The 19,461-nt window shown below is 66.5% G+C and carries 17 protein-coding genes; 6 read left to right on the top strand and 11 right to left on the bottom strand.

Features of this window, described 5'->3' with window-relative positions; all coding sequences use genetic code 11:
• Positions 1-6: 6 nt before the first annotated feature.
• Complete coding sequence (locus HUK68_RS05625; RefSeq protein WP_175503306.1) at positions 7-1,803, top strand: TRAP transporter large permease; 1,797 nt, start codon at positions 7-9, stop codon at positions 1,801-1,803.
• Between the two features lie 49 nt (positions 1,804-1,852).
• On the opposite strand, the gene HUK68_RS05620 is transcribed toward HUK68_RS05625, so the two are convergent.
• The 10 genes from HUK68_RS05620 to xseB form a co-directional block, all read right to left on the bottom strand.
• Entirely contained in the window at positions 1,853-2,455 is a 603-nt protein-coding gene (locus HUK68_RS05620) for a GntR family transcriptional regulator (protein ID WP_175505746.1), read from the bottom strand.
• A gap of 86 nt (positions 2,456-2,541) precedes the next feature.
• Complete coding sequence (locus HUK68_RS05615) at positions 2,542-3,990, bottom strand: NAD-dependent succinate-semialdehyde dehydrogenase (protein ID WP_175503305.1); 1,449 nt, start codon at positions 3,988-3,990, stop codon at positions 2,542-2,544.
• Between the two features lie 90 nt (positions 3,991-4,080).
• Positions 4,081-4,899 (bottom strand): alpha/beta fold hydrolase, encoded by an 819-nt coding sequence (locus HUK68_RS05610; protein WP_175503304.1) that lies wholly within the window; start codon positions 4,897-4,899, stop codon positions 4,081-4,083.
• Positions 4,886-5,488: an amino acid synthesis family protein gene (locus HUK68_RS05605; protein ID WP_175503303.1), complete on the bottom strand. Its 603-nt coding sequence runs from the start codon at positions 5,486-5,488 to the stop codon at positions 4,886-4,888. The genes HUK68_RS05610 and HUK68_RS05605 overlap by 14 nt, the downstream gene beginning before the upstream one ends.
• A 26-nt stretch (positions 5,489-5,514) precedes the next feature.
• On the bottom strand, positions 5,515-6,513 hold the full coding sequence (locus HUK68_RS05600; protein ID WP_244146264.1) for a Bug family tripartite tricarboxylate transporter substrate binding protein: 999 nt from the start codon (positions 6,511-6,513) through the stop codon (positions 5,515-5,517).
• A 140-nt stretch (positions 6,514-6,653) separates the two neighbouring features.
• On the bottom strand, positions 6,654-7,733 hold the full coding sequence (locus HUK68_RS05595) for a TRAP transporter substrate-binding protein (RefSeq protein ID WP_175503302.1): 1,080 nt from the start codon (positions 7,731-7,733) through the stop codon (positions 6,654-6,656).
• 142 nt (positions 7,734-7,875) lie between these two features.
• The gene (locus HUK68_RS05590) at positions 7,876-8,958 is read right to left on the bottom strand and encodes a TRAP transporter substrate-binding protein (RefSeq protein WP_175503301.1); all 1,083 of its coding nucleotides are present in this window, start codon (positions 8,956-8,958) and stop codon (positions 7,876-7,878) included.
• A 201-nt stretch (positions 8,959-9,159) separates the two neighbouring features.
• The gene (gene dxs / locus HUK68_RS05585) at positions 9,160-11,043 is read right to left on the bottom strand and encodes a 1-deoxy-D-xylulose-5-phosphate synthase (protein ID WP_175503300.1); all 1,884 of its coding nucleotides are present in this window, start codon (positions 11,041-11,043) and stop codon (positions 9,160-9,162) included.
• 124 nt (positions 11,044-11,167) lie between these two features.
• Positions 11,168-12,088 carry a polyprenyl synthetase family protein gene (locus tag HUK68_RS05580; RefSeq protein ID WP_175503299.1) on the bottom strand — a complete coding sequence of 307 codons (921 nt, stop codon included), beginning with the start codon at positions 12,086-12,088 and terminating at the stop codon, positions 11,168-11,170.
• The gene (xseB, locus tag HUK68_RS05575) at positions 12,085-12,327 is read right to left on the bottom strand and encodes an exodeoxyribonuclease VII small subunit (RefSeq protein WP_175503298.1); all 243 of its coding nucleotides are present in this window, start codon (positions 12,325-12,327) and stop codon (positions 12,085-12,087) included. Before xseB ends, HUK68_RS05580 begins: the two co-directional genes overlap by 4 nt.
• A 325-nt stretch (positions 12,328-12,652) precedes the next feature.
• Between xseB and HUK68_RS05570 the strand changes: the two genes are divergently transcribed.
• The 5 genes from HUK68_RS05570 (at position 12,653) to flhC (ending at position 16,970) form a co-directional block, all read left to right on the top strand.
• Positions 12,653-13,792 (top strand): aromatic ring-hydroxylating oxygenase subunit alpha, encoded by a 1,140-nt coding sequence (locus HUK68_RS05570; RefSeq protein ID WP_175503297.1) that lies wholly within the window; start codon positions 12,653-12,655, stop codon positions 13,790-13,792.
• Between the two features lie 84 nt (positions 13,793-13,876).
• On the top strand, positions 13,877-14,761 hold the full coding sequence (locus HUK68_RS05565) for a DMT family transporter (RefSeq protein WP_175503296.1): 885 nt from the start codon (positions 13,877-13,879) through the stop codon (positions 14,759-14,761).
• Positions 14,762-14,853: 92 nt separating this feature from the next.
• Positions 14,854-15,762: a sulfurtransferase gene (locus HUK68_RS05560; protein WP_175503295.1), complete on the top strand. Its 909-nt coding sequence runs from the start codon at positions 14,854-14,856 to the stop codon at positions 15,760-15,762.
• Positions 15,763-16,055: 293 nt separating this feature from the next.
• Positions 16,056-16,382 (top strand): flagellar transcriptional regulator FlhD, encoded by a 327-nt coding sequence (flhD, locus tag HUK68_RS05555; protein ID WP_175503294.1) that lies wholly within the window; start codon positions 16,056-16,058, stop codon positions 16,380-16,382.
• 45 nt (positions 16,383-16,427) lie between these two features.
• On the top strand, positions 16,428-16,970 hold the full coding sequence (flhC, locus tag HUK68_RS05550) for a flagellar transcriptional regulator FlhC (RefSeq protein ID WP_175503293.1): 543 nt from the start codon (positions 16,428-16,430) through the stop codon (positions 16,968-16,970).
• Positions 16,971-17,232: 262 nt separating this feature from the next.
• On the opposite strand, the gene yccS is transcribed toward flhC, so the two are convergent.
• The gene (yccS, locus tag HUK68_RS05545) at positions 17,233-19,383 is read right to left on the bottom strand and encodes a YccS family putative transporter (protein ID WP_244146263.1); all 2,151 of its coding nucleotides are present in this window, start codon (positions 19,381-19,383) and stop codon (positions 17,233-17,235) included.
• Between the last annotated feature and the right edge of the window lie 78 nt (positions 19,384-19,461).

The following is a 19,461-nucleotide window of genomic DNA, read 5'->3' as shown; positions in this document are numbered from 1 at the left end:
ACATCCATGGAATTTTTGACCCATAACCTGGCCCCGATCATGTTCGCGGGCCTGATTCTTTTCCTGCTGCTGGGCTTTCCCGTGGCCTTCAGCCTGGGCGCCTGCGGACTCTTCTTCGCGTTCATCGGCATCGAGCTGGGCGTGCTGCCCGAAGCGCTGCTGCAGGCGCTGCCGCTGCGCATCTACGGCATCATGCAGAACGACACGCTGCTGGCGATACCGTTCTTCACGCTGATGGGGCTGATTCTCGAACGCAGCGGCATGGCCGAGGACCTGCTCGACACCGTGGGCCAGCTGTTCGGCCCGGTGCGCGGCGGCGTCGCGCTGGCGGTGATCTTCGTCGGCGCGCTGCTGGCAGCCACTACGGGTGTGGTGGCCGCCTCGGTGATCTCCATGGGCCTGATCTCGCTGCCTATCATGATGCGCTACGGCTACGACCGGCGCATTGCCTCGGGCGTGATCGCGGCGTCGGGCACGCTGGCGCAGATCATTCCGCCCTCGCTGGTGCTGATCATCCTGGCCGACCAGCTGGGCCGCAGCGTTGGCGACATGTACAAGGGCGCGTTCCTGCCCGGCCTGATGCTGACCGGCTTCTACGCGCTGTTCATCATCGCGCTGGCGATCTTCAAGCCGCACATGGTGCCGGCGCTGCCGCCCGAAGCACGCACGCTGCGTGAAGCTGATGGCAAATCGGGCATGCCGTCGCTGCTGGTGCTCACGGTGCTGTGCGTGGGCGCATCGATCTTCGTCGGCAAGCACATGGCCGAGCTGCATACCTGGTGGACCGGTGAAGCGGTGGAACGCGTGGCGCTCGATGAAACCATCGTGGTCGCGATGTGCTTCGGCGTGGCGCTGGCCTTCGTCGCCGCGTCGATCAACCGACTCACCCACCTGAACCTGCTGTCCAAGGTCGCCGAGCGTGTGACCTTCGTGCTGATCCCGCCGCTGCTGCTGATCTTCCTGGTGCTGGGCACCATCTTCCTGGGCGTCGCGACGCCCACCGAAGGCGGAGCGATGGGCGCGCTGGGCGCGATGATCATGGCGATGGCACGCCGGCGCCTCGACATGGCGCTGCTGCGCCAGGCGCTGATGTCCACCACCAAGCTGTCGTGCTTCGTGCTGTTCATCCTGATCGGCGCGACCATGTTCGGCCTGACCTTCCAGGGCGTCGACGGTCCGCTGTGGGTCGAGCATCTGCTCGCAGGTCTGCCCGGCGGCCAGCTCGGCTTCCTGATCGTCGTCAACGTGATGGTGTTCTTCCTGGCGTTCTTCCTGGACTTCTTCGAACTCTCGTTCATCATCGTGCCGCTGCTGGCGCCCGTGGCCGAGAAGCTGGGCATCGACCTGGTGTGGTTCGGCGTGCTGCTGGCGGTGAACATGCAGACCTCGTTCATGCACCCGCCGTTCGGCTTCGCGCTGTTCTTCCTGCGCAGCGTCGCGCCGGCGAAGGCCTATGTCGACAAGGTCACGAAGAAGATCATCGAGCCCGTGACCACCATGCAGATCTACGCCGGCGCGGTACCTTTCCTGGTCATCCAGCTGGTCATGGTGAGCCTGATCATCGCGTTCCCGGGCATCGTCTCCAGCGGCCTCGATGAAAAGGTCGATTACGACCTCGACAAGATCCGCCTGGAAATGGAAGCCAGCATGCCGCCGGCCATGGACTTCAACGATCCCACCTTTGGCGCACCGGGCGAGGCCGCCTCCCCCGATGCTGCACCTGAGGGCGCGGCGCCGGCTGGTGAAGACGATCCGCTCAAGGCCATGCAGGAATCGCTGCAGCGCGACGCGGCCAAACCCTGACCGGGCCCTGCCCTTTCTTCAGCCCCTGCCGGTTCGCCCGCAGGGGCTTTTAGTTTCCGGAGAGCCGCGAAATGGCGATCTGGGCGGCTTTCTGGATGTGCGCGCGCGAGGCCTGTTCGGCCGCGGCGCCATCGCGGCGCAGCAGCGCATCGACCAGCGCCGCCATTTCCCGCGCCGTATCGGCCTTGCGTCCGGCCGAGCTGATGGTCATGGCGCGCAGCCGGTTGATGCGCGCATTGAGCGATTGCACCATCTCCCAGGCCACATCGAGGCCGCTGCCGAGGAACATGCGCTCGTAGAACGCCGTGGTGCGCGCCATGACCAGCGTGAACTCGTTGCGCTCAAAGGCCTGCTGGATATGCTGGTTCAGCGCGGCGAGTTCCGCCAGCGTTTCATCCGAAGCCTTCTCGGCGCACACGCGTGCCGCCTCGCCTTCGAGCAGCGCACGCAGGTCGTAGATCTGCGCGGCGCGGCCGGCATCGATGCGTGCCACCATCGGCCCCTGGGCAATGGTCTCGACCAGGCCCTCGGACTCGAGCTGGCGCAGCACCTCGCGGATCACCGAGCGGCTCACGCCCAGCAGGTCGCAGAGCTTGCGCTCCACCAGGCGCTCGCCCGGCGCGAAGTAGCCGCTGAAGATGGCCTCGTGCATCTTCTCCAGCGTCAGTTCACGCAAAGTCTTGGCCGAGCGGTCTACCTTGAGCGAAGGCGTGGGAGAGTCAAGCACAGAAAGAGGTCCTAGTTCAGATCGCCGTGGCACAGGGATTTGATGCTCAAGTAGTCATCGATTCCGTAATGCGATCCTTCGCGCCCGTACCCCGACTGCTTGATGCCACCGAAAGGCGCCACTTCGGAGGAAATGAGCCCGGTGTTGATGCCAACCATGCCGCATTCTAGTGCCTGGGCCACGCGCGCCACGCGCGCAGGATCGGCCGAATAGAAATAGCCGGCGAGGCCGAAGTCGCTGTCGTTGGACTGCGCCAGCACCTCGCTTTCGCTCTCGAAACGGATCACCGGCGCGACCGGGCCAAAGGTTTCCTCGCGCGTGATCAGCATGTCCGCACGCACATCGGCAAGCACCGTGGGCGCGAAGAAATTGCCGCCCAGCGCATGTGCGCCGCCGCCCACCAGCACGCGCGCGCCCTGGTCCACCGCATCGCGCACGTGCAAGGCCGCTTTGGCCACGGCGCGCGCATCGATCAGCGGCCCGATATCGACGGCCTCAAGGCCGTTGCCCACCGTAAGCGCACGCACGCGCGCCACGAACTTTTCCAGGAAGCGGTCGTAAACGCCGGCCTGCACGTAGATGCGGTTGGCACAGACGCAGGTCTGCCCCGCGTTGCGGAACTTGGAATGCATCGCGCCGGTGACGGCCAGATCGAGATCGGCATCGTCGAACACGATGAACGGCGCATTGCCGCCCAGCTCCATGCTCAGGCGCTTGACGGTATCCGCGGATTGGCGGATCAGCAGCTTGCCGACATGGGTCGAGCCCGTGAAGCTGATCTTGCGCACCAGTGGATTGGCGCACAGCTGCGCGCCGATGGCCACCGGATCGCCGGTCACGACGTTGATCACGCCCGCAGGAACACCCGCCAGCTCGGCAAGCCGCGCCAGTGCCAGCGCCGACAGCGGCGTCTGCTCGGCGGGCTTCGCCACCACGGTGCAGCCCGCAGCCAGCGCCGGCGCAAGCTTGCGCGCGAGCATCGCACAGGGGAAATTCCAGGGCGTGATGGCCGCGACCACGCCCACCGGCCGTTTCACCACGACAAAGGTGCTGCCAGGGCGGCCGCTTTCGATCACGTCGCCGTGGATGCGCCGCGCCTCCTCGGCAAACCACTCGACATAGGCCGCGCCATAGCCGATCTCGGCGCGCGCTTCGGCCAAGGGCTTGCCCATTTCCTCGGTGAGGATCTGTGCCAGTTCCTCGGTGTGGGCGACGATCAGCTCGAACCAGCGGCGCAGCAGGCGCGCGCGCTGGCCGGCAGGCGTTGCGGCCCAGCCCGTGCCCGCGGCATGTGCGGCCTCGATGGCGGTGCGCGCCTGCGTGCCATCGCAGCGCGGCACCCGGGCGATCAGTTGCCCGGTGGCGGGGTTGTGGACTGGCAGCTGCTGCCCGGCGCCCATCCAGGCGCCATTGATGAAGCAGTGGGTCTGCTGAAGTTCCTGGCGGGTCAAGTGCGTCATGGGGTGAAGAATGAATGGCGGTCGGCCTGGGATGGCAGGCGAAAAAAAACCTGGCCCGCCAAGGCAGCGGGCCAGGCCAGGCACGGGGGCTCAGGCCGGCAGGGCAATGAATCGCAACAGGCGCGCATTGACCTCTTGCGCATTGGTCAGGTTCATCATGTGGCGCGCGCCGGGCACGGTCTGCGCCTGCCCCTGCGGCGCGAGTGCCGCCAGGGCCTCGGACATCGCCGGGCTGGAGTTCGGATCGCCTTCCCCGGTCATGAACAGCGCCGGCATGGCCAGCTGGGGCAGCCGGCTCGCATGCACCGCGTCGCAAGTCGCAAACAGGCGGTAGGCGCGCGCATAGCCCTGTGCATTCACATCCGCCAGGATGTCCATGGTCAGCGCCGCTATCTCGCGCAGCGGCGCCGGCACGGGCGCGCCGAACCAGCGCTCGATGGTCGAGTCCACGGTGGCCGCCACGCCCGCGCTTTGCAGCAGGCGCGCGCGCTCCTGCACGGCGGCGCGCTGCGCCGGCGAGCGCTGGAACACCGCATTCAGCGCCAGCAGCCGCGCGCAGCGTTCGGGATGGCGCAGCGCGAACTCGAGCGCCACGAGCGCGCCCATCGAATGGCCGACGACGTGGGCCTGGGCGATCTGCAGATGGTCGAGCAGTTGCAGCAGCTGCGCGGCAAAGTCCGCCAGCGCCACGCCCTCGTCGGGCAGCCGGCTTTCGCCGTGGCCCAGCATGTCGTAGGTCACGACGCGGTGGTGCTGCGCGAGCGCGGCGATCTGCGGCTGCCAGGCGCGCTGGTCCATGCCCACGCCATGGATGAGCACGATGGGTATCTGTGCGCCCTCTCCCGCGCCATGCACCTGGAAGGCCGTGCCCTCGAAGTGGCGGCTTTCCATGGGCTTAGACAGTTTCATTGGAGCCCAGCGCGGCCAGATCCTGGTAACGGTCGCCAATGCGGTGGTGCGGGCGCCCGCCGATCGAGGCGCCCAGGGCGACCACGATTTCATTCGGGCCGGGCGCATCGTTGATCGCGAACTGCAGCGTCAGGTAGTGCGAGCGCTTGCCCTCGTCGTCCTTGTGCATCATCGGAATCGCAATCGAGCAGTTCGGGCCGCCGCGCACATTGGTGAAGCTCAGATAGCTCTTGGCGCCCACGGCCTTGCGGTAGAAATTGCCGAAGTGCAGGGTGTGGATCAGCGCCGAGGCATGCTCGATCTCGCCGTCGATGCCCACCACCGCGGCCTTGCCATAGGCCTCGATCACGGCCGCATCGCCGGCCAGCGCCACGATGCGGTCGGTCAGTGCCTTGCCCAGCACCGGCGCGATGCGCAGGATCTCGGGCTTGAGGTTGTCCTCGAACGCCTGGCTGGCCCAGGGGTTGCGCAGCACGGCGGCGACACCGAACATCCTCAAAGGCGTGGCCGCGGCCTTGCCGCCCTCGATCAGGCTTTCCTCGGTATAGGCCACGATCTTGCGCACGCCAATCTCTTGCAGGTCCGTCATGGTTCTTCTCTCTTCGTTGCTTTGGATTACTGGGGCTTGATGTCCGCGGCCTTGACCACGGCACGGTATTTCTCGACTTCCTGGGCCATGAAGGCCTTGAGCTCGCCGGCCGAAGCGCCAGAGGCGGCCACGCCCTGCTCGGCAAGCTTCCTCACGATCTCTGGATTGGCCAGCACGGCGCGCGCCGCGGTTTCCAGCCGGGCCGTCACGTCATTCGGTGTCTTGGCGGGCGCAAACAGGCCGAACCACACGCCCAGGTCCACGGCTTCGAGGCCGGGAGTCTGGCCAATGGCGGCAAGATCGGGCGCGAGCGGCGACTTCTCGCGGCTCAGCACGCCATAGGCCTTGATCTTTCCGGCCTTGATGAAGGACTGCGCGGCGGTGAGCGTGGCAATGCCCAGCTCGATCTGTCCGCCCATCACATCGACCAGCGCCGGCGAGGCGCCGCGGTACGGCACGTGCGAGATCCGCGTCTGCGCCTTGAGGTTGAACAGCTCGCCCGCGACATGCATGGGCGTGCCATTGCCGGCGGAAGCGTAGTTCAGCAGGTGCTTGGGGTCCTTGGCATAGGCCGCGAGTTCGCTCGCGGTGTTGGGCGGCAGGGCCTTCTTGCCGACCAGCACCATCGGTCCGGTACCGACGAAGGCCACGGGCCTGAGGTCGCGCAGGCCGTCGAACTGCAGCGCGGGATTGATCAGCTTGTTGATCAGCACTTCCGAGCCCGAACCCAGCAGCAGGCTGTAGCCATCGGCCGTGGCCCGCACCGCGCGCGTCATGCCCAGCACGCCGCCCGCACCCGCATAGTTCTCGACGACGATGGGCTGGCCCAACCGGGCACTCAACTCCGGCGCAATGGTGCGCGCGATGATGTCCGAGCTGCCCCCGGGGGCAAACGGCACGATCAGGGTCAGGGGACGCTCGGGGTAGACCGCCCAGGCGCTGCCCACCGCGCCCACGAACGTTCCCAACGCCAGCCAGCGTGCTGCGCAGCGGCGGTTCATCCCGGCAAAAGGCCATGCATCCACTTGCTGTCTCCTTGAACTTTTTTTGTCAGATGGTATACCAACAGACAAATTAACGCGTCTTCATTTTGCTCGGGTTTTCCCTTGCAACCACTATAAAAAAAGCCAGGCGACGCCTGGCTTGGAGGTGGATGCGGCGAGCCTCAGAGCTTCTGGGACGCCATGTAGTTGTCGAAGCGCGACTCCGCGAAACGGAACCAGAGGATTTCATCGCGCTGGAAGTTGCGGTAATCGGCGTAGATCTTCTTCCATTCCGGGTTGCTGCCGTCCAGTTCGGCGTAGAGCGCCATGGTGGCCTTGAACGACGCATCCATCACGGACTGCGGAAACGGCAGCACCTTGGCCTTGGCGGCCACGAGTTGCTTGAGTGCGCCCGGGTTGCGCGCGTCGTAGCGGCCTTGTGTGACCACATGCGCTTCGTGGCTCGCGGCGCGCACGATGGCCCGCTGCTCGGGTGTCAACGCGGCCAGCGCCTTCTGGTTCACGTAGAACTCGAGGTTCAGGCTGCCTTCCCACCAGCCCGGGTAGTAGTAGAACGGCGCGACCTTGTTCAGGCCCAGCTTCAGGTCATCGTAGGGCCCGATCCATTCGGCCGCATCGATGGTGCCCTTCTCCAGCGACTGGTAGATCTCGCCCGCGGGAATGTTCTGCGGCACGCCGCCGAGGCGCTCGATCACGCGCCCGGCAAAGCCGCCGACGCGGAACTTGAGGCCGCTGATGTCGGCCGGCGACTTCACTTCCTTGCGGAACCAGCCACCCATCTGCGCGCCGGTATTGCCGCCGAGGAAGTTCACGATGTTGTACTTGGCGTAGAACTCGCGCATGAGCTTCTGGCCATTGCCGTCGACCATCCACGCCGTGAGCTGGCGCGAGTTCATGCCGAAGGGAATCGCGCCGCCAATGGCAAAGACCTCGTTCTTGCCGAAGAAGTAGTAGGGCGCGGTGTGCGCGGCTTCGACGGTGCCGTTCTGCACGCCGTCGACCACGCCGAACGCGGGCATCAGCTCGCCCGCAGCATGCACCGTGACTTCGAACTTGCCGCCCGACATTTCCTTGACGGCGCGCGCGAACACCTCGGCCGAGCCGTAGATGGTGTCAAGCGACTTGGGAAAGCTCGAGGCGATGCGCCAGCGCACGACGGGCTGGGCATGTACGGCGGGGGCAGCGGCGGCCGCCAGCACACCGGCAATGCCGGTATTCTTCAGAATGGAACGACGATCCAATTTATGTCTCCTTTGTAGTACCAAGCCTGTCCACCGGGTGGCAGCAGGGCGAAAAAAAACCGTTCAGGGCAGCGGTGGACAGCCCTGAGCGGTTTCGTGCCATGGGCTGGAGCGCGTCTGCGTTGCCAGCCATGTGTGCTGTTTACAGCTTGACCGAAGTCATGTAGCTGTTGTAGCGGAACTCGGAGAAGCGCTCCCACAGCAGCTGGTCGCGCTGGAAGGCGCGCATGTCCTGGTGGATCTTCTTGAATTCGGCCGACTTGGCTTCGTGTTCGGCGAAGACCTCCATCGAGGACTTGTAGCCCGCGTCCATGACGTCCTTGGGGAAGGCCTTGAGCTGGGTCTTGTCGGCCACGAGCTTCTTCAGCGCGATGGGGTTGAAGGCGTCGTACTTGGCGGTCATGTCGCGCGCCGCGACCTTGGTGGCCGCATCGACGATGGCCTTGTTCTCGGCCGACAGTGCGGCATAGGCCTTGGTGTTGACGAAGAAGCCGAGCTCGGCGCCGCCTTCCCACCAGCCGGGGTAGTAGTAGTAGGGCGCGACCTTGTTGAAGCCCAGCTTCTGGTCGTCGTAGGGGCCGACGAACTCGGTGGCGTCCAGCGTGCCCTTTTCCAGCGCCTGGTAGACATCGCCCGCGGGCATGTTCTGCGCGACCACGCCCAGCTTGTCCATGGCCTCGCCGAACAGGCCGCCGCCCAGGCGCATCTTCAGGCCCTTGAGGTCGGCCACCGACTTGATCTCCTTGCGGTACCAGCCGCCCATCTGCGTGCCGGTGTTGCCCGCGCTGTAGCTCTTGATGTTGTAGTTGGCAAAGAACGCGTCGAGCAGCTTGCGGCCGTTGCCGTGCTCCATCCACGCATCCATCTGGCGCGCGGTGAGGCCGAACGGCACGGCGCAGGCAAACGCAAAGATGGAGTTCTTGCCGGTGAAGTAATAGGGCGCGGTCTGCGCCATCTCGATGGTGCTGTTTTGCAGCGCATCGACCACGCCGAAGGCGGGCATCAGCTCGCCTGCGGCATGCAGCGAGACTTCGAACTTGCCGCCCGACAGCGCCTTGACGGTGCGGGCAAAGGTCTCGGCACTGCCGAAAATGGTGTCAAGCGATTTGGGGAAGCTCGAGGCCAGGCGCCAGCGCACGGCGGCCTGGGCATGCACTGCGGGGGCCGCACCTGCGGCCAGGACACCGGCAATACCTGCCTGCTTGATCAAAGAACGACGATCCATTTAAACACTCCGGTTGAACGCCTGGCCGCTCTGGTGGCGGCCTTGGTGGCTGGTTGTCAGAGATTGTAAAAACGCCCTTGCTGCGGACCTTCCTGGGTAAACCCGGTCTTTGCGCTATTCGCGACAGATTTTTCTCGCTGGCGCGCCCGCAGCGGCGAAAAAAGCCGCCTCGCGGCGGCTTCGGGCACGGGCTGGAGGCGTTCAGCCCGCGAGGAAACGCGCGCGTACCGATTGCTCGATGCCGGCGGCATCGAGGCCTTGCAGCGCCAGCAGGCGCGCCGGGTCGCCATGCTCGATGAACTGGTCGGGCAGGCCGAGCTGCAGCACCGGGCGCTGCACGCGCGCCGCCTGCAGCGCTTCGAGCACGGCACTGCCCGCGCCGCCCATGATCGCGCCCTCTTCCAGCGTCACCAGCGCGTCGTGGCGCGCCGCCACTTCCAGCAGCAGCTCGACATCGAGCGGCTTGGCCCAGCGCATGTTGACCACGGTGGCGTCCAATGCCTGCGCGGCTTCGAGCGCGGGATACAGCAAGGTGCCGAAGGCCAGGATCGCGATGCGCGGGCCCGCGCTGGCCACCTGGCCCGACTCGCGCCGGATCTCACCCTTGCCGAACGGCAGGCCTTCGAGGCTGGCCAGGGGCTCCACCCCCGCGCCGCTGCCGCGCGGGTAGCGCACGGCGACCGGGTGGTTCTGCGCAAAGGCGGTGCTCAGCAGCTGGCGGCATTCGCGCTCGTCGGCCGGGCAGGCGATCGACATGTTGGGGATGCAGCGCACGAACGGGATGTCATAGGCGCCCGCATGGGTCGCGCCATCGGCGCCCACGAGGCCCGCGCGGTCGAGCGCGAACACCACCGGCAGGTTCTGCAGCGCCACGTCGTGGATCAGCTGGTCGTAGCCGCGCTGCAGGAAGGTCGAGTAGATCGCGACCACGGGCTTGACGCCTTCGCAGGCCATGCCTGCCGCAAACGTGACCGCATGCTGCTCGGCAATGCCGACGTCATAGTAGCGCTGCGGAAAGCGCTGTTCGAACTCGACCATGCCAGAGCCCTCGCGCATGGCCGGCGTGATGCCCACCAGGCGCGGGTCGTGTTCGGCCATGTCGCAGAGCCAGCGGCCGAAGACCTGGGTGAAGGTGGTCTTGGGCGGGGTCGCGGGCTTGACGATGCCCACTTCAGGATCGAACTTGCCCGGGCCGTGGTAGGTCACGGGATCGGCTTCGGCCAGCTTGTAGCCCTGGCCCTTCTTGGTCACCACGTGCAGGAACTGCGGGCCTTCGAGGCCCTTGATGTTCTCCAGCGTCGGGATCAGCGAGTCGAGGTCATGGCCGTCGATCGGGCCGATGTAGTTGAAGCCGAAGTTCTCGAACAGCGTGGCCGGCACGACCATGCCCTTGGCCGACTGCTCCAGGCGCTTGGCGAGTTCGAGCAGCGGCGGCACCTGCTTGAGCACGCTCTTGCCCATGTCGCGCGCCTTGGCATAGAACTGCCCGCTCATCAGCTGCGCCAGGTAGCGGTTGAGCGCGCCCACCGGCGGGCTGATGCTCATGTCGTTGTCGTTGAGGATGACCAGCAGATTGGCGTCGGCCACGCCCGCATTGTTCAAGGCCTCGAAGGCCATGCCGGCGGTCATCGCGCCGTCGCCGATGATGGCCACCGCGCGGCGCTTCTCGCCCTTGCGCTTGGCGGCCAGCGCCATGCCCAGCGCCGCCGAGATGCTGGTCGAGGAATGCGCGGTGCCGAAGGTGTCGTATTCGCTTTCGCTGCGCAGCGGAAAGCCCGACAGGCCGCCGAGCTGGCGCAGGCTGGGCATGCGGTCGCGCCGTCCGGTGAGGATCTTGTGCGGATAGGTCTGGTGGCCCACGTCCCAGACCAGCCGGTCCTCGGGGGTGTTGAACACCGCGTGCAGCGCCACGGTGAGCTCCACCGTGCCCAGGTTGGAGCTCAGGTGGCCGCCCGTGCGCGACACGCTGTCGAGCACATAGCTGCGCAGTTCCGCGGCCAGCGTCTTGAGTTGCGGCCGCGTGAAGCGGCGCAGGTCTGCGGGGCTGTTCACGGTCTGCAGCAGGGGATAGGAATTCGTGGACATTTGCTATTTATCTAGTAGCAGCCAATGCTGGCGGCGCATATGTGATAGACCAATTTACTATAGTTCTCACAGGCGGGACACGAAACCTGCGACAAGACCCGCAAATGCAGGCCGCGGCGCAGGCTCAGTGCGAACGGCGGATCACCTGGTCGGCCAGGGCTGCGAGCGCGCGCGTATCGGCCAGGCCGCAGCGCGCGAGCGCCGCATGCGCCTCGCCCGCCAGCCGGTCGGCATAGGCGCGTGCACCGTCAAGCCCCATCAGCGCGACATAGGTCGGCTTGTCGTTGGCCGCGTCCTTGCCCGCGGTCTTGCCCAGCGTCGCGGAATCCGCCACCACGTCGAGAATGTCGTCCACCACCTGGAAGGCCAGGCCCAGCGCCGCGCCATAGGCCGCCAGCGCCGTGCGCGCGGTTTCATCCGCAGGACCGCAGGCGGCGCCCATCAGCACGCTGCCTTCGAGCAGGGCGCCGGTCTTGAGACGGTGCATCTGGCGCAACTGGTCCTCGGACAACTGCAGGCCGACGCTGGCCAGGTCGATGGCCTGGCCGCCGGCCATGCCGCGCGCGCCTGCGGCACGTGCCAGCAGGCTGCACAGCCGGGCCTGCATGGCCGCGGGAATCTGCGCCTGCTCGTCATCCGCAGGTGCAATCAGCTCGAAGGCCAGCGCCTGCAGCGCATCGCCGGCCAGCAGCGCGCCGGCCTCGCCGAACTGCACGTGCACCGTGGGTTTGCCGCGGCGCAGCACATCATTGTCCATGCAAGGCATGTCGTCGTGGACCAGCGAATAGGCGTGGATCAGTTCGACCGCGCAGGCCGCGCGCACAGCCGCCTCGCGCAGGCCGCCCACGGCCTCGCAGGCTGCGAGCACCAGCAGCGGCCGCAGGCGCTTGCCGCCATCGAGCACCGCGTAACGCATGGCTTCGCCGAGCTGCACCGGAGCACCCGCGCCGACCCAGCGCGACAGCGCCTGCTCGACCTCGGCCAGCGGCTGGCGCATCCAGCCGGACAGGTCCAGCCCCGCATCGGTCATGGTCGCGGCATTCATTCCTGGCTCCAGACCTGGAGTGCGCCATCGTCGAGCTGCTGGATCTGGTCCTGCACGGCATCGAGCTGGCCACGGCAGTAGGCCAGCAAGCTCGCGGCGCGCTGATAGCCGCTGAGCATCTGGTCCAGCGGCAGCTGGCCCGACTCGATGCGTGCGATCAGCTGCTCCAGTTCCTCCAGCGCAGCTTCGTAACTCGAGGGCTCGGACAAGGGGGGAGTGGCAGCGGAAGCCTTGGGCATGGGTGCGGGCGGAAGAAGATAAAGCGTTTGATTTTAGGCGCTGCGCGAAGCCCCGCACAAAGCCAGCGCCGCCGGGCTCGGCCTGCTTCCTGCACCACGGCCGCCAATACACGCACCCCCAGGGCGGAAATAACCCTTCCGCCTATAATCCCATTCCCGTCGAAACCGGCCTGGCGCATGGCCATCTGCCGCGGGTTTGCAGTGTTGCCGGCGTAGCGCGCCGGCACCGCAAGTCCCGCAGGATCCGCGTCCATGGCCGGTTTTATTTTTTCTTCGTGTGCGCACGCGCACCCTCCCTGTGGGGAGTCTTTAGGTCAGGTCCTCCATGTCTGATTTAAGTCTTCAACTGCAGCAGGCCGCAAGCCAACTACCAGTTTCAAGCTATTTCGACGAAGCGCTGTTCCAGCGCGAGTTGGATACCATTTTCAAGAACGGCCCGCGCTATGTCGGGCACCAGTTGAGCGTTCCCAACCCCGGCGACTACTACGCCCTGCCCCAGGAGGGCGAGGGCCGCGCGCTGGTGCGCAACGCGCAGGGCGGCATCGAGCTGATCTCCAACGTCTGCCGCCACCGCCAGGCCGTCATGCTCAAGGGCCGCGGCTCGCTGCAGGGCCAGGGCAAGGGCCATGCGGCCGGCAACATCGTCTGCCCGCTGCACCGCTGGACCTACAGCCCCGGCGGCGAACTGCTGGGCGCGCCGCATTTCAGCCACGATCCCTGCCTGAACCTGAACAACTACCGCCTGCGCGAGTGGAACGGCCTGCTGTTCGAGGACAACGGCCGCGACATCGCCGCCGACCTCGCCGGCATGGGCCCGCGCGCGCAGCTGAGCTTCGACGGCTACGTGCTCGACCATGTCGAGATGCACGAGTGCAACTACAACTGGAAAACCTTCATCGAGGTCTATCTCGAGGATTACCACGTCGGCCCGTTCCACCCGGGACTGGGCAACTTCGTGACCTGCGACGACCTGCAGTGGGAATTCCAGAAGGAATACTCGGTGCAGACCGTGGGCGTCGCGCCCTCGTTTGCCAAGCCCGGCTCCGACGTCTACAAGATCTGGCACGAGGTGCTGCTCAACTACCGCAACGGCCAGCTGCCCGAGCGCGGCGCGATCTGGCTCACCTACTACCCGCACATCATGGTCGAGTGGTATCCGCACGTGCTCACCGTGTCGACCCTGCACCCGGTGAGCCCGACCAAGACCATGAACATGGTGGAGTTCTACTACCCCGAGGAAATCGCCGCCTTCGAGCGCGAATTCGTCGATGCGCAGAAGGCCGCCTATATGGAGACCTGCATCGAGGACGACGAGATCGGCGAGCGCATGGACGCCGGCCGGCGCGCGCTGCTGGCGCGCGGCGACAATGAAGTCGGCCCCTACCAGAGTCCGATGGAAGACGGCATGCAGCACTTTCACGAGTGGTACCGCAATGCGCTGGGCCCCGGCCAGCCGCAACCCTGAGCCCGACTTTCCTTGACACCCCCGCTGCATCCGCTTGAACTGCCTCAAGCGCATGCAGTTTTTTTTTAGCGCCTGGTTTCCCGTATGCAAGTTCTATGGATGGTGCTCGCGGCCTTTTTCTTCGCCACGATGGGCGTGAGCATCAAGTTTGCGGCCGAATACTTCAACACCGCTGAGATCATCTTCTACCGGGGCCTGATCAGCATGGCGCTGCTCTGGGCGCTGGCGAGCCGCCAGGGCGTGTCGCTGCGCACCGCCTACCCGGGCATGCATGCCTGGCGCTCGCTGGTCGGCGTGACCTCGATGGCGGCCTGGTTCTACGCCATTGCCCACCTGCCGCTGGCCACCGCCATGACGCTCAACTACATGAGCAGCCTGTGGATCGCGGTGTTCATGGTGGCCGGCGCGCTGATGGCGTGGCGCCCCTCCCCGGCCACGCCGCGGCCGGCGCTGCACATGCCGGTGATCATCACCTTGCTGGTGGGCTTTGCCGGCGTGGTGCTGATGATGCGCCCGAGCATCGGCGCCGAGCAGGGCCTGGCCGGCATCGTCGGCCTGATGTCGGGAATGATCTCGGCCATGGCCTACATGCAGGTGGTCGCGCTGTCGCGGCTGGGCGAGCCCGAGCAGCGCGTGGTGTTCTACTTCTCCCTGGGCTCGGCGCTGGCCGGCGGCGTGGCGATGCTGTTCATCGGCATCTCGGACTTTCCCGGCTGGCCCGCGCTGTGGCTGATCCCGATCGGCATCTTTGCCGCCGGCGGCCAGCTGTGCATGACGCGCGCCTACGCCAATGCCACCACGCGCCGCGCGACCCTGGTCGTGGCCAACCTGCAGTATTCGGGCATTGCATTTGGCGGCGCCTACAGCGTGCTGGTGTTCGGCGACGTGATTCCGCCCATGGGCTGGATCGGCATGGCGCTGATCGTCGGCAGCGGCATTGCCGCCACCGTGCTCAGGGCTCGCAACTGATCGCGCGGCGTTCGCGCCGTCGGATAATGGACTGATCGAGCGCGGCCCCGGAGTACGGGGCTGCCATAGCTGCCATTGCCGAGGAAACGCCGATGCCCAAGACCACCTACACCACCCTGATTTCTCCCGAACAGCTGGCTGCGCTGCAAGCCAGCGGCCAGCCGCACATGGTGTTCGACTGCAGCTTCGACCTGGGCCAGCCCAAGCTGGGGCGCCAGCAATACGAACAGGCGCATATTCCAGGCGCGGTGTTTGCCGATCTCGACCAGGACCTGAGCGCCAAGCATGGCATGCCCGGCAGCGACGGCTCGGTCGCGGTCTTGCAGGCCGACCAGCCCGCGTCGGGCGGGCGCCATCCGCTGCCCAGCCGCGAGCGCTTCTCGGTCTGGCTGTCGGATATCGGCTTTTCCAACGACATGCAGGCCGTGGTCTATGACCGCAATGGCGCCAACTTCTGCGGCCGGCTCTGGTGGATGCTCAAGTGGGCAGGCCACGACGCCGTGGCCGTGCTCGATGGCGGCCTGCAGGCCTGGCAGGCTGCGGGCCAGCCGGTGAACCAGGGGGCCGAGCCCAGCCATTTCCAGACCAGCTTCGCGCTGCAGCCGCCGCTGCGCCGCCTGGTGAGCGCCGACACGGTGCTGAGCGGCCTGGGTTCGGCCACGCAGACGCTGATCGACGCGCGCGCCCCGGCACGCTACCGCGGCGAAGTCGAGCCGCTGGACCCGGTGGCCGGCCATATCCCGGGCGCGCTCAACCGCCCGTTCAGCGAGAACCTGGGCGCCGATGGCCGGTTCAAGCCGCGCGAACTGCTGCGCGCCGAATTCGAGCAGCTGCTGGGCGAGCGCGCGGCTGCCAGCGTCGTCCACCAGTGCGGCAGCGGCGTGAGCGCGCTGCCCAATCTGCTGGCCATGGAAGTCGCGGGATTGGGCGAGAGCGCGCTGTTCGCGGGCAGCTGGAGCGAATGGTGCGCCGACGCCACGCGGCCTGTGGCGCGGGGCTGACAACAAAAAACAACGCTGCGGATAAGCGCCGGCCGCGGCCGGCGCGGCACCAAGGGCAAACCCGCATCTCTATGCAGCAGCAACGCCAAGGTGTGCAATTCCAGATCTGCGACAGCGCTTGTAGGAATTTCCCTTACACACCCCCCGGCCGAACGAGACACCACGCACCTACGTCCCCCGACTTAATTTCTTTTTGACCCTGTTTGACAATCCATTTCAACAGATCGCGACACCAGACACCTGCGGTTTTTGTGCTCTGTTTCCCGTTCTGAGAGATTTGAAAAGGATTGACCATGACCAACGAACAACTGCTTGCCGAGATCCGCGAAGCCAACCTCACGTACCTCATGCTGGCCCAGACCATGATTCGCAAGGACAAGGCCGAGGCAGTGTTCCGTCTGGGCCTGAACGAAGAAGCCGCCGACATCCTGATCGCGCTGTCTTCGGCCCAGGTGCTCAAGCTCGCATCGCGCAACACGCTGCTGTGCAGCTTCCGCGTCGACGACGAACTGGTCTGGAGCCTGCTGACCAACCACTCGGCCAACAAGATCGGCAACGAAGCCACCAACACGCTGCACGCCAACATCCTGATGGCCAGCCGCGTCTCCGAAGTGCTGTAAGCAGCGCTTTTCGTTCCGCCCTTCTTCTGCCGCGAAAGTCCCGCCATGTCCGCCCCCACCAAAAGCGTCCTCAACGAATCCAAGCAGATCGAACGCGCTGCCATGCTCATTGAAATGGGCGCGCGCATGCAGGTCCTGGAATCCGAAACCACGCTGTCCTACGAGCGCCTGATCCGCCTGTACAAGGAAATCGCCGGCAAGTCGCCGTCCAAGGGCCAGTTGCCGTTCTCGACCGACTGGTTCCTGACCTGGCAGGAAAACATCCACAGTTCGCTGTTCCTGAACATCTACGAATACCTGTCCAAGGGCGTGAGCCTGGACTCCGCCGAACAGCTGACCAAGGCCTACCGCCTCTACACCGAGCAGATTGAAACCGCCGGCCTCGAAGCGCTGCTGTCGTTCACGCGCGCCTGGCGCCTGGTGAAGTTCGTCGACGCCAACATGCTGACGCGCACCGCCTGCTCGAACTGCAAGGGCCAGTTCGTGACCGAACCGTATGAGAACGCGCGCCACTACCAGTGCGGCCTGTGCAATCCGCCAGCCCGCGCGGGCAAGAGCAAGAATGCGGGTGCGCTGATGCTGCACTGAGCTTTCTGCTGCATTCGCTCACGCCCCGATGGCATGGCCTCGGGGCGTTTTTTGCTTTGGGGGTGGCGTTAGCTTAGCGGTGTTCGTGAACGAGGCGGCACTCTAGTCTTGCACACGCTATTTGACAGCAGGCCGTCCATGGTTCGACAGGCTCACCACGAACGGATTTTTAGGACGTGGCGCTTATTCACCCGTTCGTCCTGAGCTTGCCTCGCCGGCCGCGTCGAAGGATGAACGTCCTGCCCTAGAACGCAAGCCTCCCTCACTCCCCCTCCCCCTGCAAGCGCAGACACGCCTCCCGCAACGGCTCGAGCTGCTGGCACACCAGCAGCAGCGGGCTGAAGGGATCGGCCAGCGTGTCGATCTGCTGCTCCAGCTCCAAGCCCAGCGCGGCGGCACGGCCGTCGTCGGCGGGTACGGGCTGGCGCGTCTTCAGGGCCTGGGCCATTTGTTCGAGGCTGTCGGCGGCCTGCTGCGCGGCCTGCACGGCCAGGGGGTGGCTTTCGCCCTGGAACAGCTTGTCGCGGTGCGCGCCCAGCGCCGAGAGGTAGTTGAGCAGCGTGTGCGACAAAAGCAGCAGCTGCATGCCCACGCGCGCATGGCGGCGCACTGCGCGCGGCTCGAGCAGCAGCTGCGACAGCGCGGTCGACAGCGCGGCATCGGCGTTGTGCGCATTGCGCCGCGCCAGGCGGTAGTCGAGGTCGTCGTCCTTGCCGCTCGCGTACTGCGACATGATTTCCCGCAGGTAGGCCGCATGCGCGCCAATGGCCTGCGCGACCAGCAGGTGCAGGCGCCGGCCCTGCCAGTCGGGCAGCACCAGCAGCATCGCGGCGGCGGCAATCGCCGCGCCGATCACGGTATCGAGCAGCCGCGGCCAGATCAGCGCATAGGCGTCGCCCGTGGTCTGGTGAAAGCACAGCAGCACCAGCAGCGTGATAGCCGCCGTCGCCGTGACGTAGCGCCGGGTGCGCGTGATGAAGAACAGCACGCCCGCGGCCACGGTGATCAGCGCCTGCTCGGGCAGGCCGGGAAACAGCCGCAGCAGCGCCCAACCCGCAACCAGCCCGATCACCGTGCCCAGGATGCGCTGCGCGACGCGCTGCAGCGTCGCGCCATAGGTCGGCAGGCAGACGAACAGCGTGGTCAGCAGGATCCAGTAGCCATGCACCGGGTCGGTGAGCTGCATCGCGACAAAGCCCGCGCCCAGCGCCAGCGACAGCCGCAGCGCATGGCGCAGCAGCGGCGCGCTGGGATGCAGCTGCAGGCGGATGCGCGTCCAGGCTTCGGCCAGCGTGCGCGGGCGGCGGTTGAACAGGCTCGGATCGGCCAGCGCCGCACCCGCCGTCGGGTGGGCGGCCGCGGCCAGCTGCGCATCGAGCGTGCTCAGGTTGCGCACCAAAGCGCGCAGCGAGCGCAGCGCGCGCTGCCAGGCGGGCTGCTGCTGCGCCGCGAGGTAATCGATCGCGGCGCGCAGGTCCTCCATCGCGCGCGCGCCTTCGGCGTCGGGCATGAAGGGCTGGCGCAGCCGCAAGGCCTCGGCGAGCCGGGTGCAGGCTGCGCCCTGCAGGCCCAGCACGCGCTGGCAGCGGTAGAGCACGTCGCTGTGGAACAGCAGCTGCGCCCATTCGTTGTAGCGGTAGTGCGAGGAGCTGGCGCGCTCGTGGATGTCCTGCGCAATGAAGTACAGGTTCATGTGGCGCAGCATCTCGCCGTCGATCGCCGGCCCGGGCTTGGGCCCCAGGCGGTTGAACAGGCTTTCCTTGACGGTGTTGAGCTGCGCGACGACGCGGCCGTTGGTCTGCGCCAGCGCCATGCGCCGGCGCTCGAGGTCGACGGCGCGCACCGGCTCGAACAGGCTGGCCTTGAGCCGCAGATAGGCGCCCAGCTGCTCGAACAGCGCGGCCAGGTTCTCACGCACCGGCGCATGCGGAAACAGCGCGCACCAGCCGACCGACAGCAGCCCGTACCAGGCCGCTCCCGCGAGCAGCAGCACCGGCACGGACCAGGCGCCGGCGTGGGCCGCCCCCACGTGGGCCGCCCCTGGCGCCATGCTGATGGCCGTGTAGAGCGCGAGGATGACGCAGGCCGAGGCAATCGCGCGGTAGCGCTCGCCGGCCGCGCCCAGCAGCGTGAACACGAAGGTGAACAGCACCAGCGCCAGCGCGAAGCCCAGCGGCTGGCGCAGCAGCGCCTGCACGCCGAACGCCACCAGCGCGAAGCACACCAGCGTCGCGGCCAGCGCGCGCAGGCGGCCGCGCCAGCTGTCGTCGGTCTCGGCCAGCGCGCTCACGATGATGCCCAGGAACAGCGCGATCACCGAGGACAGGCGATCCTGCCACCAGCACAGCGCCATCACCGATCCCAGCGCAATGCTGATGCGCAGCCCGTAGGCCCAGGCCCCTTGTGCCCGCATGCGTTGCCAGGCTGTTGCAATACCGCTTTCCACCGTCATCCTTTCGATCCCCTACCTACCACCTGCTAGCAAGCTTCG

The sequence above is a fragment of the Comamonas antarctica genome (assembly GCF_013363755.1).
Classification (GTDB): Bacteria; Pseudomonadota; Gammaproteobacteria; order Burkholderiales; family Burkholderiaceae_C; genus Comamonas; species Comamonas antarctica.
Note: the sequence above shows the minus strand (reverse complement) of the source record. Positions and strands in the feature narration are given on the sequence as shown.